Source organism: Amycolatopsis sp. M39 (assembly GCF_001651785.1).
GTDB lineage: Bacteria > Actinomycetota > Actinomycetes > Mycobacteriales > Pseudonocardiaceae > Amycolatopsis > Amycolatopsis rubida.
This window is the reverse complement of record NZ_LWSF01000054.1, coordinates 1-14,767: the sequence shown is the minus strand read 5'-3', so window position 1 is coordinate 14,767 and position 14,767 is coordinate 1. Positions and strand designations below refer to the sequence as shown.

Below are 14,767 nucleotides of genomic sequence, written 5' to 3'. Positions count from 1 at the left end.
CCGGGCGCCCCCTCTGACACCCGGACCTTAAAACTCAAGCTCAGGGAATCGGATTCCCTCAGGGTTCCCCTCACGAACTGCGGCGTTCCGGCCCGGACCGTGCCAGGGTCAAGACCCGTTCCACGGCCGGATCCCGTTGTCCCGCACGGGTCGCCGCGACGACGGTCAGGGCCAGGTTGCCGCCGGAGTCCTCTGGGTGCAACGTCCGGAACACCACCCCGGGCAGCGCCCCGGCGGGCACCTGTTCGGGCACCAGGCACACGCAGGTCCCCGCCGCGACATGGCTGATCAAGCCGGGAAGACTGTCCGCGCGGGCTCCGTCGCGCGGGGCGAAACCGGCGGCGCGGCAGGCGGCGGCGACCTGTTCGGCGAGCCCGGCCAGCGCGGTCAGCGAGGGCAGCGAGAAGTTCTCGCCGGCGAGGTCGGCCAGGCGCAGGGTCGCGCGCCCGGCGAGCGGATGTCCGGCGGGCAGCGCGACGGCGAGCCGTTCGGTCGCCACTGTGCGCAGGTCGAGTCCGTCGGGGTCGGCGAGCGGGCCGCGCACGAAGGCGAGGTCGAGCCTGCCGGAACGGACCATCGACGCCAGCTCGGCCGAGGTGTTCTGGTGCAGGTGCAGGCGCAGCCCGGGAAAACGGTCCCGGGTCAGCCGGAGCACCCGCGGCAGGAACGTGTAGGAGATGCCGCTGATGAAACCGAGGTGCAGTTCGCCCTCGGTGCCGCTCGCGATCCGCTGTGCGCGGCCGACGGCGGCCTGCTGCGCTTCGAGCAGGTGCCGGGCGTCGCGGGCGAACGCGGAGCCGGCCGCGGTCAGCCGCACGGCGCGAGTGCTTCGGTCCAGCAGTCGCACGCCGAGGCCGCGTTCGAGGCGCTGGATCGCCTGGCTCAGCGGCGGCTGGCTCATCGAAAGCCGGGCGGCGGCCCGGCCGAAGTGCTCCTCCTCGGCCAGCACGACGAACTGCTCCAGCAGGCGAGTCGTCAGATCCATATCCCCCAGCATATGGATAGCGGGCCAAGAAGTATTGGCGATAGATGAATGACCTCGTCTTGACTGGGCGCGGCTGCCGAGGAAAACAGGAGGTGCGGGCGATGTCGCCTGGCGAGGTGGACGACGGGAAGCCGCGAGGCCCGCTGACCGGAGTGCGGGTCGTCGAGCTGGCCACCGTGATCATGGGCCCGTACGCGGGCGCGCAGCTGGCCGACCTCGGCGCGGACGTCGTGAAGGTCGAGGCCCCGGGCGGGGATCCGACCCGGCATTTCGAGCCGCGCCGGCATTCCGGGATGGCGGGCGCGGCGCTGAACTTCAACCGCAACAAGCGCAGCGTGTGCCTCGACCTGAAGACCGGACCCGGACGGGACGCGCTGCTGGCGTTGCTGGGCACGGCGGACGCGTTCATCACCAACATCCGGCCGGGCGCGCTGGGCAGGCTCGGGCTGGCCTACGCCGACCTGGCGGCCGGGCACCCCGGGCTCGTCTACGTGAACGCGCAGGGTTTCCGCAGCGATTCCGCGCTCGGCGACAACGCCGCCTACGACGACATCCTCCAGGCCGCCTCCGGGCTGGTCTGGCTGAACGAGCAGGTCACCGGCGAGGCCTGCTACGTGCCGACAGTGCTGGCGGACAAGGTGTGCGGGCTGTTCATCGTCCAGTCCGTGCTGGCCGCGCTGCGCCATCGCGACCAGACCGGCGAGGGCCAGCACGTCGAGGTCCCGATGGCCGACACCATGATCGCGTTCAACCTCGTGGAGCACCTCGCCGGAGCCTCGCTGGACCCGACCGAGGAACCCGGCTACGGCTACCCGCGCGTCCTGAGCAAACAGCGCCGGGCGTGCCGCACGGCGGACGGGTGGATGTGCATCCTGCCGTACAACGACCGCAACTGGCGCGATTTCTTCGCCCACGCGGGCCGTCCCGAGCTTTTCGCCGACTCGCGCTTCGCGACCATGCCGGCCCGCGTGGCCCACGCCGACGAGCTGTACGGCCAGGTCCGCGAGCTCACCCCGCAGTTCACTTCCGCCCAGTGGCAGGAGTTCTGCGACCGCGTCAGCATCCCCGCGCATCCCGTGTACAGCCTCCAGGAAGCGGCCGAGAGCGACTACGCCCGGCAAGGCGGTCTCGTCCGGGCTGTCGAGCATCCCACCGAGGGCGCCTGCCGCCTCGTGGCCCCGCCGGTCCGCTATTCCCGCACGCCGCCGGGGATCTACCGGCAGTTCCCGCCGGTCGGCGCGGATACCGCCGAGGTGCTGGCGGAAGCGGGTTTCGACCCGGCCCGGCTCGGCTGAACCGAGTTCGTCCCACGACAACGCCGTCGTCCCGAGGAGAACCTATGCCCGCATCCGAACCCCTCGTCCCGCGCTCAGGAAGGGCGTGGACCGTCACCGCTCTCGTGCTGCTGTTCCTGCTGATCAACTACGCGGACAAGACAGTCGTCGGCCTCGCCGCCGAGCCGATCATGAACGACCTCGGCCTCGGCGAGCAGCAGTACGCCTTCGTCCAGTCCGGTTTCTATTTCCTGTTCAGCGTTTCCGGCGTCGTCGTCGGGTTCGCCGCCGCGAAACGCCGCACGAGCAGGGTCATGGTCGTGCTCGCCCTGGTCTGGGGACTGACCGCGCTGCCCATGGCGGCCGGGCTCGGCTTCGGCGCCTTGGTCGCGTCGCGGATCGCGCTCGGCGCGGCGGAAGGGCCTGCGGTGCCCGCGGCGACGCACACCGTCTACGGCTGGTTTCCCACGCCCGACCGCGCGCTGCCCAACGCGTTGGTCCACATTGGACCGACGCTCGGCGTCGTGGCGAGCGCGCCGCTGCTCAGCTGGATCATCGCGGACTTCGGCTACCGGACCGCGTTCGGCGTGCTGTTCGCGCTTTCCGTGCTGTGGGCCGCGGCGTGGCTGTTGTTCGCGAACGACGGCCCTTACGCCACATCCGCCACACCAGCTGGCGTGAGTCGCGAACCGGTGCCGTACCGGGTGTTCTTCCGGTCGGGAACCGTGCTCGGCGCGATCCTCACCGGTTTCGTCGCCTTCTGGGCGACCACCACCGCGTTGGGCTTCCTGCCCCGTTACCTGTCCGCCGGGCTGGGGATCGGGCATCAGCAGGCAGGCACTCTCTCCGCCTTGCCGTCCTTGTTCGCGACCGTCGTGATCCTGGTGATGGGTGCGGTTTCCACGCGGTTCCGGCGCGGGGGAGCGGGCAGCCGCCGCGCGTACTGCCTGCCCGGGATGGCGCTGCTCGCGATTTCCGGCACCGCGATGATTCTCTTCCCGCACACGGAAAAGGTCACCGCGATCGTGCTGATCACGATCGCGTTCGGGCTGCCGAGCGCGTTCTATCCGATGGTGTGGCTGCTCATCGGAGAGCTGGTTCCGCCGGAACGCCGCCTCGCCGTGACCGCCGCGACGACCGCTGTCGCCACTTCCGCCGGAGTGTTCGCGCCATTGGCGATGGGCGGCTTCCTCACCGCGGAAAACGGTTATGCGGCGGGGTTCGGGGTATGCGGCGCGTTGTTGCTGGCGGGCGCCGTCGCGGGTGCAGTGCTGATCAATCCGGAACGAGACCAGCGGCGGCTGCCCGCGCGCTCGCTGGAAAGCGTCAGTGCCGCATGAGGCGTGCCGACGAAGACGGAATCGCCGCCCTTGTCCTCGACTCGCCGCACAACCGCAACGCTCTGTCGGTCCGGCTGGCCGGCGAACTCACTGCGCAGCTGAGCCGCGCCGCCGAGGATCCGGCCGTCCGCGCGGTGCTGCTTACGCACACCGGCGAGACGTTCTGCTCGGGCATCGACCTGGCTGAAGCCCGGACGGGCACGGGGCTCACCGCCGAGCAGCTGACGAACCTGCTGCGCATGGTGGTCGAGATGCCGAAACCCGTGGTCGCTCGCGTGACCGGGCACGCCAGGGCGGGAGGGCTCGGGCTGCTCGGCGCGTGCGACATCGTCGCGGCGAGCCCGGCCGCGAGCTTCGCGTTCACCGAGGTGCGCATCGGGCTCGCCCCGGCCATCCTGTCGACCACGGTGCTTCCGCGCGTGGATTCGCGGGCCGCCTCTCGCTACTACCTGACCGGAGAACGCTTCGACGCCGCCGAAGCGGCCCGCATCGGCCTCGTCACGCTCGCCGCGGACGACGTCGACGAGGCGCTCGAACCAGTGCTCGCCGGACTGCGCTCCGCCGCGCCCGGGGCACTCGCCGCCGCCAAGCACCTGACCACGACAGCCGCGCGACAGTTCTTCGGCACCCACGCGAGCGAGCTGACCGCGCTCGCCGAGCGGCTCGGCGACGGCGCCGAGGCACGGGAAGGGATCGCGTCCTTTCTCGAACGCCGAAGCCCGGTCTGGGCGGCAACCCGTTTCACCATCAGGAAGGAGTCGCGATGACTTCCACCCCCGGTCTCGACATCCGCGTCGAAGACCAGATCGGCTGGATCGTCCTGGACCGGCCGCGGCGGAAGAACGCCTTCACCGGCGAAATGCTGCGTGCCTGGGCCGAGGCGTACCGAAGTTTCCAAGCGGACGACCAGGTCCGCGCCGTGGTCGTCACCGGCACTGGCGACGCTTTCTGCGCGGGAGCCGATCTCGGCGATCTCGGCCGGTCCCGCACCCCGCTGGGCAGCAGGCGGCTGATGACCGAGCACGTGCACCCGGTCGCGATGGCCGCGGAAGACCTCGCCAAACCGCTGATCGCCGCTGTCAACGGAGCGGCGGTCGGCGCGGGCATGGACATGGCCCTGATGTGCGATTACCGGATCGCCTCCGAGCGGGCCCGGTTTTCGGAGGGGTACGTGCGGGTCGGTCTCGTCCCCGGCGACGGCGGCTGCCATTACCTGCCGCGGATCATCGGCCGGTCGCGAGCGCTGCGGCTGCTCTGGACCGGCGAGTTCGTCGACGCGGACCAGGCGCTGGCCTGGGGGCTGGCGGACGAGACCTGCCCGCACGAACGGCTGGCCGCGCGGGCCCGGGACTTCGCCGGGACACTGGCGGCGCGGCCGCCGGTCGCGGTCGAGCTGATCAAACGCGCGGTCCGGGCGGGCGAACACGCGGATCTGCGGACTTCGCTGGACCTGATCGCCTCGCACCAGGCCGTCGTCCAGTCGACCGCCGACTCCGCCGAAGCGCTCGCTGCGTTCGCCGGCGACCGGCCTGCGCGCTACACCGGGGAATGAGCCAGATGACCGAAGATCTCCGCCGTCGGGTGCGGGACTTCCTCGCCGCCCGTCCGTTCACGCCGCGCTGCGATTCCTGGGCGGGCTCGTACGACCTGGGCTTCAGCCGCGAACTCGGCGAAGCCGGGCTGCTGGCCGTCTCCTGGCCGGAACGTCTCGGCGGCGGTGGCGGCACGGCTGTCGACCGGCTGGCCGTCACCGAGGAACTGCTGCGCGCCGGTGCTCCGCTGGCCGCGCACTGGGTGGGGGAACGGCAGATCGGCCCGGCTCTGCTCCGGCACGGCAGTCCGGAGCTGCGGGAGGAGTTCTGCCCGCCGCTGGCGCGCGCGGAGTGCACCTTCGCGCTCGGGATGAGCGAACCGGACGCCGGTTCCGACCTCGCTTCGCTGCGCACGTCCGCCGTCCGGGACGGAGACGGCTGGCGCGTCACCGGGCGTAAGATCTGGACCAGCGGCGCCCACCGGGCAAGCCACCTGTACGTCCTGGCCCGCACCTCCCGCGAAGCCGACCGGCACGACGGGTTGACGGAGTTCGTCGTCGCACTGGACTCCCCGGGGATCACCGTCACGCCGATCCTGGATCTGCGGGGCGAACACCACTTCAACGAGGTCGGTTTGGACGAGGTGGCTGTTCCGGACCGGTGGGTGATCGGCCGCGCCGGCGAGGGCTGGCGCCAGGTCCTCGGCCAGCTCGCCTTCGAACGGGGCGGCCCGGAGCGGTTCCTCTCGACATATCCGCTGTTGTCGGCTGTGCTCGACGCGGGGCTGGCGGACGGCATCGCGCGGAGCGGGCTGCGTGCGCTGGCGGCGCGGTTGCAGATCCTGCGCGCCTGGGTGCTGGAAACCGCGCGAGTGCTCGACGCCGGCGGTTCCCCGGTCGTGCCCGCCGCGACGAGCAAATACCTCGGCCACCAGTTCGAGCTGAGCGTCATCGAGTGGGCGCGGCCGCTCATGCCGCGCGCCGCGCCCGAGGTTCGCGCGCTCTACGACCAAGCCCTGGCCGCCGCACCCGCTTCCGGCCTGCGGGGCGGCGCGGCTCCCGTCATGCTGTCGATGATCGCCAAGGACAACCGATGACCACGCATTCTCTGGAGACCGACCTCGACGTCTCGGTCACCGAGGCGATCGCGGACTGGGACCGGCCCGGCGACCTCCGCGAGCACTGGCGGATCGCGACCGGGCTCGGCTGGACCGCCATCCTGGACGACTTCTCCGGCCGGCGGGAACTCCTCGACGCGGCGTGCGGCGCGGTCACCGCCCTAGCCCGCGGCGGGATCGCGCTCCCGCTCCGCCAGACGCTCGTGGCCCGCGCCGCGGCCGAGACCCCACTGTCCACAGAGGACGCCATTGCCGTGCATCCCGCCGCGCGAGGAATCTGGGCTCCGATCGCGGACGTCCTCGTCGGCGCGGACGGCAGGGTCACGACCGGTGCGCCCGCCGAGGCCGGGCGAGATCTCGCGGACCGGCCGTATTCTGTCTCGCCGTCGTCGCCGGAGATTCCTTTGCGGCTCACCGGGCTGGCCGAAATCCTTCGCTGCCAGGAAATGCTGGGCGCGGCCCAAGGAGCGTCCGCCGAAGCCCGCCGGTACGTCACCGAACGCGTGCAGTTCGGCAAGCCGCTGGCCGCCATTCCCGCGGTGCGGACCACGCTGGGACAGCTGAAAGTCGATGTCCGGCAACTGGAAACGGTCACGCACGAGGCCAGGCTCCGGTTGTTCGGCGACGAGGGCGCGCTCGCCTTCGCGCTGGCCACCGCCCGCGAGGTCGCTGCGGAGGTCGCCCCGAGGATCGCGCAAACCGCGCACCAGCTGCACGGCGCGATGGGCATCACCTACGAGGCCGCACTGCATTGGCGAACCGAACTGCTGTGGGCGGACTGCGACGAAGGCGCGCGGTGGGGCGACGACGGGATCGCCGCCATACCGGTGGACGAAACCGCGCTCTGGTCGCTGACCGCTCCGGGAGACCGCGGCAAGCGTGATGAGCGAACCTGATCGCGAACAACGGCGATTCGAGCGCGACCAGGACGGTTTTCCTGGTCCGCTCGGCCCAATTCTTCGCGAAACGGCTTTCGGTTGTCTCCCTTCGTGGTGAACTCGAGCCCGGTATTCACGGGCGAAGGGGATGAGTCGTGCTGGTGCGTTCCAGATCGTTGCCGGGTTCGAGTGTGCTCGCGGCCGGTGCGCTGGCGCAGCCGTCGTGCCGGTCCCGTGCGGCGAAGCGAGCCTGATCACCGCTGCCACCACCGCCAACGCTCATCCGGGCAGCTCGATCGACCTGACGGAAGACTGTACCTATCAGCTCACCGCGGCATTGCCCGCGATCACCGCCGCGACGACCGTCAACGGCTATCACGCCATTCTCGCTCGCACGCAGACGACTGCCCCGTTCCGCATCCTGCGCGGCGACGCGGCCGGGGTCGGCGAGCTGGTCGGGAGCCTGCCGCGGGTCGGCGCGGCAGAAGACGTCGCACCGGGACGCTTTTTCTCGCAGCCCGAGTGCTTTCGTGCGTTCGGCGATCTGCTTGATCAGCCACCGGCCGCGGCCGGTGTTCCGCCGCGAGCCGGGTCCGCAGCACGGACGCGACCTGGCGGGCGTGCAGTCCCACGTCGGCAGGCAGTCACACGACGTGACAAGGCAAGAGGCTTGGGGCCCGCCGAAATCTCCTGAGCTGACCTGGGGCGTCCTGGGCATCCACGACGGTGCTGTCTATGCCGCCACCGGCCCGGGACGCGGAGCGTTCGTCGCTTCCCGCTGGACACCGGGTGCGGAACCGATGGACCTCGCGGTGCATCGGCGCGACCCGTTGTCCGGGACCCAGCTGCGCGAAGAAGCCAGGGGACTGGCGGTGTTCACCTCGTCCGGGGAACGGCAGGAGGCTGCGGAACCCTATCGCTGGCGTTTCGTGCCGGGCGGAGGTATTCGTTCCGGCACGATCCGCCCGCCGTGGAGCTGGTCGACCCGGCCACCGGGTCAGCCGCCCAGCACCCGCTTCCCGAGGGGTGTGACCTCAGCGAAACCGTGCCGGCCGCACCGGTCTGGGAAACCCCCGGCACCCTGGTCTTCTCCCAGCCGCACGGCGTTCGGGCATTTCGACCGGCCCGAAATCGCGGGATACCGCCCGTTCCCGATCGAACCGGTCCTCGCCGGAGGGCCGGACGCCCCGGGCCGCCGTCCTCGCGGCGACGACCCGGAGCGGTTGCCCGATCCCGGCACTCGAACCCGGGATCAGCGACGAGCCGCCGCGACTGCCAGCTTCCACACCGCGTACCCGATCGCGTCGGAGTTCTTCTCCAGCGGCGGGTCCGGGATGTTCGACGTCGTGTCGCAGGCGCGGTGGTAGCAGTTGTCGAACGCCGCGCCCGGCGTGCCGCCCCACTTCTCGGCCTGTTCGTAGCTCTTGATGTCGCCGGCTCCGGTCGCGAGACCGCCGACCGGGATGCCCGCGCGCTTGAACGACGCGTGGTCGGACCGTCCGTCGCCTTCGGTGTCGCCCTCGGTCTCGATGTTGACGGAGGCGAAGTACTCGTCGAAGACGGCCTTGACCGAAGCGACGTCGTCGTAGACGAAGTAGCCCCAGTTCTTCGAACCGATCATGTCGAAGTTGAGATAGGTCTTGATTTTCGCGCGCTCAGTGCTCGACAGCGTGCTCACGTAGTACCGCGAGCCGACCATGCCGGACTCCTCGTCGGCCCACCACGCGAACCGGACGCGCTTGGCCATCGCCGGATTGGTGCGGGCCAGCGTCAGCGCGACCTCGAGGATCGACGCGCTGCCGGAACCGTTGTCGTTGATGCCGGGGCCGGCGCTCACCGAGTCGAGGTGCGCGCCGAGCATCAGGACCTGGTTCGCGTCGCCCTGCGGCCATTCCGCGATCAGGTTCTGCGACTGGCCGGTGCAGCTCGTGCAGGTCTGCCGCTTCGTGGTGTAGCCCGCGTTCTTGAGCAGGTTTTCCACATAGGACACCGACGCCGCGTACCCGCCGCCGCGCGGCGAACGCGTGCCGCCGTTGGCGCGGGCGATCGCCTGGAACTGGGTGAGGTGGGTCTTGATGTTGGCCAGCGAGATGTCCGGGGCCGCGAGCGCCGAGGCGGGCGCGGCGGTGGCCGCGGGCACGCTGACGACGCCCAGTACCGCCACCAGGGCGGTGACCCCGGCGCCGAGTCTTGTCTTCCACTTCATGACGGTGCGTTCCTTCGGTTGGAGTGGGGGGGGAGCGGCTGTTCTCGGGGGATGGGCCGGGGGCCCGCCGCGCGGTGGCGAGCGGGACCCGGCCGCGTCAGGTCAGCGCGTCGTGCAGGCCGGTTCGCCGGGCACCGCGGGCACGGAGACGGCGTTCCAAGCTGCCTTGGCGGCGTTGAATTCGGTGCAGCTGCCCGGGTAGAGCGCGATCGCGGCCTGCAGCGTCGCCTTGCGGGCCGCCTTGTGGTTCCACGACGAGGTCTTCTTCAGCAGGCCGTTGTAGAAGATCTTGGCGGCTTTCTGGATGCCGATCCCGGTGACGCTGCTGTTGTCGCAGGTCGGGCTGGCGGGCTTGCCGCCGCCCGGGTTCGAGCCTTCGGCGAGCAGGTAGAACCAGTGGTTCTGCGGACCGGCCGCGGCGTGCACCTCGGTGCTCGGGATCGACGACGAGTAGCAGTTCGGGTCGCCGGCCTTCGACGGGTCGTACATGGAGCGGATCGGGCCCTGGCCGACCAGGTTGACGCCCTCGCCGACCTCGTAGTCCGGCCGGTCCTTCGCGTTGTTCGCGTACGCCTCGGTCATCGCGCCGAAGATGTCGCCGGTCGACTCGTTCAAGCCGCCGTTCTCGTTGCCGGAACCCGCGCCGCCCGGCGTGGTCTGGAAGATGCCGTGCCCGAACTCGTGGCCGACGACGTCCATCGAGGTGGCCTGGCGCCGGTTGTCCTGCGAGTGCCCGAAGTGCGTCGAAGAGCCGTCCCAATAGGCGTTGACGTCGTTCAGGCCGACGGACGCCGGGTAACCGCGGCCGCTGCCGTTGATGCCGTCGCGGCCCAGCCAGTCCTTCAGCATCTTCCACTCGGTCTGGACGCTGAAGAGGGTGTCGACGCAGCCGGTTTCGAGGTTCGTGCCGGAGCCGTTGCCCCAGCTGTTGTCCGGACCGCTGTAGACAGACCCGCCCTCGCGGCCGCAGCTGATGCCCGGGCGGCCGGGGTCGCGCATCGAGTACGAGCTGCCGGAGCCGGTGGTGTCGATGGAGACGGTGCCGACGTAGTAGCTGTTGCCGGTGCCCGCCGCGTTCACCGCGTTCGGCTGGGCCTGGGACTCGGCTCCGGAGCTGAAGGTCTTGATGTCGTCCCGCTGGTCGAGCACCGCGCCGGTGACGGCGTCGACGAACACGTGCAGTCTGCTCGGCGCCGCGGCCGTGCGCCCGGTGACGACGACCTCGTAGGCAAGTTTCGGATTCGACCCGGCCAGCACCACCTTTTCGGGCGTGCTCACACTGTCCACAGTGGGCAGTTGGGCGCGTGCGGCGGAGGCGGCCTTCGCGGCGTCGAGAACGGCTCGCGTCCCGACGGCGATGGGCGCGGTTTCCGCGGCGCTGGTGTCCCGGACATTCCCGGCTCCGTCCGCGACGACGACCGCGTCCCCGCCGACGACCCGCAGGCCGTGGTAGGTGCGCTCGTAGGCGCTGTAGAAGAGTCCGGCGTCGCCCGCGGTCTGGCCGACGCGCCGGAACGCCTCCGCCGGGCCTCGGCCGAGCCCGGAGGCGACTGCCTGGTCAGCGGCGCGAGCGGCGGCCGCGTCCGGGGACGCGGGCTGGGCTTCGGCGGCCGCGCTCGCCGGGACGGCTGGCAACGCGAGGGACATGGCAAGACCGGCGGCGGCCGCCAAGCCCGTGGTGAATCCGCGATGAGGCATCGAGATCTTCCTTCCATGAAGGCAGGACGATGGGGTGCGGGGAGAGGGAACGCGCCCGGCCGCTTACGGTGGGTGTGCGGCCGAGCACAGTCGAGTAAAGGATCGGCGCAGGGGGGCGTCAATGCTCCAAACAGACCAACGGAATGTTCCGGATTCGGCGGTCAATTAGGATATGCCGTGCCGGTGCTGGGTTTCTTCGCGCGTTCGGCGCCCGGGCGACTTTCGTAGGGAATGTCCCGGGTGCCGTACGAATGTCGGAAGCGCTCTTCCCCGGCGATCGCGTCGAGCGCTGTCCGTCACGGATCGGCGAGGTGCTGCTGCCAGGCGAACTCGATGCCCTCGCCGCGTTCGCCTGCCTTGGACCAGCGGCTGAACTCACGGCATTGAGCTGCCGGGCCAGCGCGCCGCCCGAGCAGGATCGGACGGGACCGCCGGCGCGGCCTGCGCCATCCGGGAGCCGAATTCGTTCGGCAGCGCGCACTTGGACGCTTCAGCGTGGCCCGGGCAGAGACCCCTCCGGCCCGGTCATCGCCGCGCACACGTCGGCGGCCGCTGTCCACAGTCCTCAATGGCCGGTCGCGACAGTCCGGTACTGCATCCCCTGTTCCCGGGCACGGCCGGGAAAGGAGAATGCTCGCCGAACAGAACGCAGCGGCTAGGCGGTCGCGTGCCCGAAGACGGCGGCAAGGGTTCTTCGTGGGTGGGGGGTACGGTCCGGCCCGACGAGTCATGGGACTGCGCCGCCTCGGTGAACAGCCTACGCCGAACCGGCATCAGGTCGAACGCGGATTCGCCGGGCGAGGGACGGAAAGCGTCGAGCGAGGCCGCTTCGGATGCGCGTCCGCGACACCGGCGACGGCCATTCCGCCGTACCTGTGGCCGACAAGGACGACGACGTCCGCGCGTCCGCAGCCGACGGCGGCGAGCGCGACGTCGAGGCGCCGCATCCGGGTCGGGTGGTCCTCGCCGCACAGGTTCCCGTGCTCGTCCCGGACGACTTGCCCGGCAAGGAAAACGAGGTCGCCGACGCGCACGACCGGGGTGAAGGCGCCGGGAACGCGGTGGAGTCCGGTGGGCTCCAGGTACGCGGTCATCCCCGCGCCGCCGCTCCGGCCCAGGCGGTGATCGCGGCTTCCCGGCGTGCCGCATCCGGAGGATCGGTTTCGCGGCGGACCCACGCGATGTGACCGTCCGGCCGGAGGAGAAGTTCGCTGAGGTCCCCGGGTTTGGCGCCGGCCACGGTGATCCGGTCTTTCCAGCCCTCGGCGACCTGCTCCGCGCCGTCTCCGAAATAGCCGAAGGTGCCGCTGTGCACCAGATTCGGGCCTTGCGGCCCGAGCATGCGGGTGCCGACGAGCGGGTCGCCGTCCGGCGCCGGATAGGACGTCGACAGTGCGGAAACCAGACCGGCCAGCCGGGCGTTGACCTCGGGGATTTCGAGCAGCGAATCCAGCAGCCCGCGCAGCGCGGCGACCGGGCGCCGGTAATCGGGGACCAGGGTGAGTTCCAGCAGCAGTGTCTGAGCCTGGGTGTTGCCGGCGACCAGGTGCCCCACCGGGAAACGCTCCGCGTGGTAGGTGCCGAGCAGGTCCGGCGGCGCCCAGCCGTTGAGCTCGGCGGCGAGTTTCCAGCCGAGGTTCATCGCGTCCTGCAAGCCGGTGTTGAGGCCCTGGCCCGCCGCCGGGAAGTGGATGTGCGCCGCGTCGCCCGCGAGGAAAACGCGGCCGGACCGGTAATTCTCGGCCACTCGCGTGGCGTTGCCGAACCGCGAGAGCCAGCGCGGCTCAGCGATGCCGAAGGACGTGCCCGTCAGCTCCACCAGCGTTGCGCGGAACTCCTCGAAGGTCACGGGTTCCGTTGCCGGGACACGCATCCGCTCCGGGCTGGTGACCACGATGCGGGTCAGTCCTCCGGAAAGCGGGGCGATCAGCAGGGGAATGCGCCCGGCCGCGGCGATCGCCTCCTGGTCGACGACGGCGAAGTCGCCGAGCATCGAACTCATCGTGTCGTCCGAGCCCGGGAAACCGATGCCGGCGGACTCCCGGACCTTGCTCCGGCCGCCGTCGCAGCCCACGAGATACGCGGCGCGAAGCCGGAAGTCCCCGTCCGGCCCGACGCCCGCGACAGCGACCCCGTCGTCGTCCTGAGCCAGCGACACGACTTCGTGTCCGTAGGAGATTTCGACGCCGAGTTCCCGTGCGCGCTCTTCGAGCAGTCGCTCGGTCCGCGTCTGCTCCAGGAACAGGGTGTAGCCGTGGCGAGTGTCCAGCGCGGAGAAGTCGAGTTTCCGCGACAGGCCGGCGAAATGCCAGCTCGGAACGGTGCGGCCCTGGGCGAGAAACCGCTCGGCGATGCCGCGCAGTTCGAGGATCTCGATGCTGCGCGGGTGCAGCGTGAGCGCGCGGGACTGCCCGTGCCGCGCCTTCTGCCGTTCCAGGATCCGGACCCGCACTCCGGCCAGCGCCAGTTCGGCGCCGAGCAGCAGCCCCGTCGGGCCCGCCCCGCTGATCACGACCTCGGTGTCCACAACCGCCTCCACTATTTTCCGAACAACGTTCATTTAAACCTTCCGCCAGTGTCCTGAGGAAGCGCGAAGCTGTCAAACACGCTGGTAGGCTCACCTCGACATGACCGCGCACCAGCCCCGCACCCGAGGACGCCCGCCCGCTGCCGACCGGGCCCACGTCACCGCCGCCGCGCTCCGGCTGCTCGACGAAGAGGGCCTCGACGCGCTCACCATGCGGAAGCTGGCCAGCGCAGTCGGCGTCCAAGTGGGGACGCTTTACGGCTACTTCCCGACCAAAACGGCCTTGCTGACCGCCATGGCCGAGGNGGCCGAGGAGATGCTGAGCGGCTGTCGCGCCGCGGCCGACGGAATCGCCGATCCGCGCGAACGGGTACTGGCCTTCGTGAGAGGCCTGCGCACCGCGCTGCTGTCCTATCGCGACGGTGCGCGGGTGTACGCGGGCACGCACGCCATCGGGCCGAACACCCTGGGCTTCGCCGAATCCCTCAACGGTGCCTTGCGCGAGACCGGGCTCGACGCCGCAGCGGCGATGAAAACCGCGCTGCTGGTCCTGCACTTCGCGACAGGCCACGTCCTGGAGGAACAGGCGGCGATCCAGGCAGGCCCGGACCTGCCTGTCGGCGTCGGCCGTCTGCGCGAGGCGATCGAGGACGGGGATTATCCGCATCTCGCGGAGGCTCAGGACCATCTGACCGGGGCGGACTTGACCGAACTGTTCGAGCAGGGTCTGCGTCTGCTCACTGCGGATTTGCCTTGACGGCTGGGTTTTCCTGTGCGGTCGACGGTTCCGGCGCGTTGTGTGTCCGGCTTGAGGAACGGGTGGCGGTCCAGTGCGGTCCGGACCTGCCTGTCGGCGTCGGCCGTCTGCGCGCCCAAGACCGCGCCGGCACGGAGGCGTTCGTCCACTACGACCTCGCCGCGACCCGGCTGGCGCCATTCGGCGCCTGGCTGTTCCATCGGGCCCGGATGCGGGAACCGCTGGGACGACACGACGGCGTCGCCTCCGCGCGGCGTGCCCACAGCGACACTGTGCTGCTGTCGGCCGCGCAAGCTGCGGGAATGGCGACGTTTTTCTTCGAAGCGACCAGGTACACCAACCCGCTCTGCGCGGCGATGCGTCCGGTCGTCGGCCTCGGCCCGCCGTTGACCGGCGAGGTCCTTCGCGCGCTAGGGCCTGTCCTCAAAGCCAGATGAGCAGCGTGGCCAGATC

Annotated in this window: 14 protein-coding genes; 9 read left to right on the top strand and 5 right to left on the bottom strand. The window is 70.6% G+C overall.

The window, feature by feature from the left end; translation table 11 throughout:
* Nucleotides 1-70: 70 nt before the first annotated feature.
* Nucleotides 71-985 (bottom strand): LysR family transcriptional regulator, encoded by a 915-nt coding sequence (locus A4R44_RS45005; RefSeq protein ID WP_095214029.1) that lies wholly within the window; start codon nt 983-985, stop codon nt 71-73.
* Between the two features lie 101 nt (nt 986-1,086).
* On the opposite strand from A4R44_RS45005, the gene A4R44_RS45000 reads away from it, so the two are divergent.
* The 7 genes from A4R44_RS45000 to A4R44_RS44970 all read left to right on the top strand — a co-directional run bounded on the left by A4R44_RS45000 (nt 1,087) and on the right by A4R44_RS44970 (nt 7,820).
* On the top strand, nt 1,087-2,280 hold the full coding sequence (locus A4R44_RS45000; RefSeq protein WP_067595760.1) for a CaiB/BaiF CoA-transferase family protein: 1,194 nt from the start codon (nt 1,087-1,089) through the stop codon (nt 2,278-2,280).
* Between the two features lie 44 nt (nt 2,281-2,324).
* Entirely contained in the window at nt 2,325-3,599 is a 1,275-nt protein-coding gene (locus A4R44_RS44995) for an MFS transporter (RefSeq protein WP_067595756.1), read from the top strand.
* Nucleotides 3,596-4,366: an enoyl-CoA hydratase family protein gene (locus tag A4R44_RS44990; RefSeq protein ID WP_067595754.1), complete on the top strand. Its 771-nt coding sequence runs from the start codon at nt 3,596-3,598 to the stop codon at nt 4,364-4,366. The genes A4R44_RS44995 and A4R44_RS44990 overlap by 4 nt, the downstream gene beginning before the upstream one ends.
* Entirely contained in the window at nt 4,363-5,151 is a 789-nt protein-coding gene (locus tag A4R44_RS44985) for an enoyl-CoA hydratase/isomerase family protein (protein ID WP_067595752.1), read from the top strand. Before A4R44_RS44990 ends, A4R44_RS44985 begins: the two co-directional genes overlap by 4 nt.
* A gap of 5 nt (nt 5,152-5,156) precedes the next feature.
* Entirely contained in the window at nt 5,157-6,227 is a 1,071-nt protein-coding gene (locus A4R44_RS44980; RefSeq protein ID WP_198545690.1) for an acyl-CoA dehydrogenase family protein, read from the top strand.
* Nucleotides 6,224-7,144, top strand: a complete 921-nt coding sequence (locus A4R44_RS44975) for an acyl-CoA dehydrogenase family protein (RefSeq protein WP_067595748.1) — start codon at nt 6,224-6,226, stop codon at nt 7,142-7,144. Before A4R44_RS44980 ends, A4R44_RS44975 begins: the two co-directional genes overlap by 4 nt.
* A gap of 205 nt (nt 7,145-7,349) precedes the next feature.
* Complete coding sequence (locus tag A4R44_RS44970) at nt 7,350-7,820, top strand: hypothetical protein (protein ID WP_067595745.1); 471 nt, start codon at nt 7,350-7,352, stop codon at nt 7,818-7,820.
* Between the two features lie 558 nt (nt 7,821-8,378).
* Here the strand turns inward: A4R44_RS44970 and A4R44_RS44965 are convergent.
* The 4 genes from A4R44_RS44965 to A4R44_RS44950 all read right to left on the bottom strand — a co-directional run bounded on the left by A4R44_RS44965 (nt 8,379) and on the right by A4R44_RS44950 (nt 13,557).
* A complete protein-coding gene (locus A4R44_RS44965) occupies nt 8,379-9,332 on the bottom strand; it encodes a M28 family metallopeptidase (RefSeq protein ID WP_067595743.1) in 954 nt (317 codons plus the stop codon).
* A gap of 102 nt (nt 9,333-9,434) precedes the next feature.
* Entirely contained in the window at nt 9,435-11,030 is a 1,596-nt protein-coding gene (locus tag A4R44_RS44960; RefSeq protein WP_067595741.1) for a M4 family metallopeptidase, read from the bottom strand.
* A 773-nt stretch (nt 11,031-11,803) separates the two neighbouring features.
* Nucleotides 11,804-12,124, bottom strand: coding sequence for a RidA family protein (locus tag A4R44_RS44955; protein ID WP_067595740.1), 321 nt, complete (start codon nt 12,122-12,124; stop codon nt 11,804-11,806).
* On the bottom strand, nt 12,121-13,557 hold the full coding sequence (locus tag A4R44_RS44950; RefSeq protein ID WP_067595738.1) for an FAD-dependent monooxygenase: 1,437 nt from the start codon (nt 13,555-13,557) through the stop codon (nt 12,121-12,123). The genes A4R44_RS44955 and A4R44_RS44950 overlap by 4 nt, the downstream gene beginning before the upstream one ends.
* 100 nt (nt 13,558-13,657) lie before the next feature.
* Here A4R44_RS44950 and A4R44_RS44945 point away from each other — a divergent pair, with 100 nt between their 5' ends.
* Together A4R44_RS44945 and A4R44_RS44940 are read left to right on the top strand one after the other, a co-directional pair.
* Nucleotides 13,658-14,314 carry a TetR/AcrR family transcriptional regulator gene (locus tag A4R44_RS44945; RefSeq protein WP_067595737.1) on the top strand — a complete coding sequence of 219 codons (657 nt, stop codon included), beginning with the start codon at nt 13,658-13,660 and terminating at the stop codon, nt 14,312-14,314.
* Nucleotides 14,311-14,751: a hypothetical protein gene (locus A4R44_RS44940; protein WP_232792080.1), complete on the top strand. Its 441-nt coding sequence runs from the start codon at nt 14,311-14,313 to the stop codon at nt 14,749-14,751. The genes A4R44_RS44945 and A4R44_RS44940 overlap by 4 nt, the downstream gene beginning before the upstream one ends.
* Nucleotides 14,752-14,767: the final 16 nt, after the last annotated feature.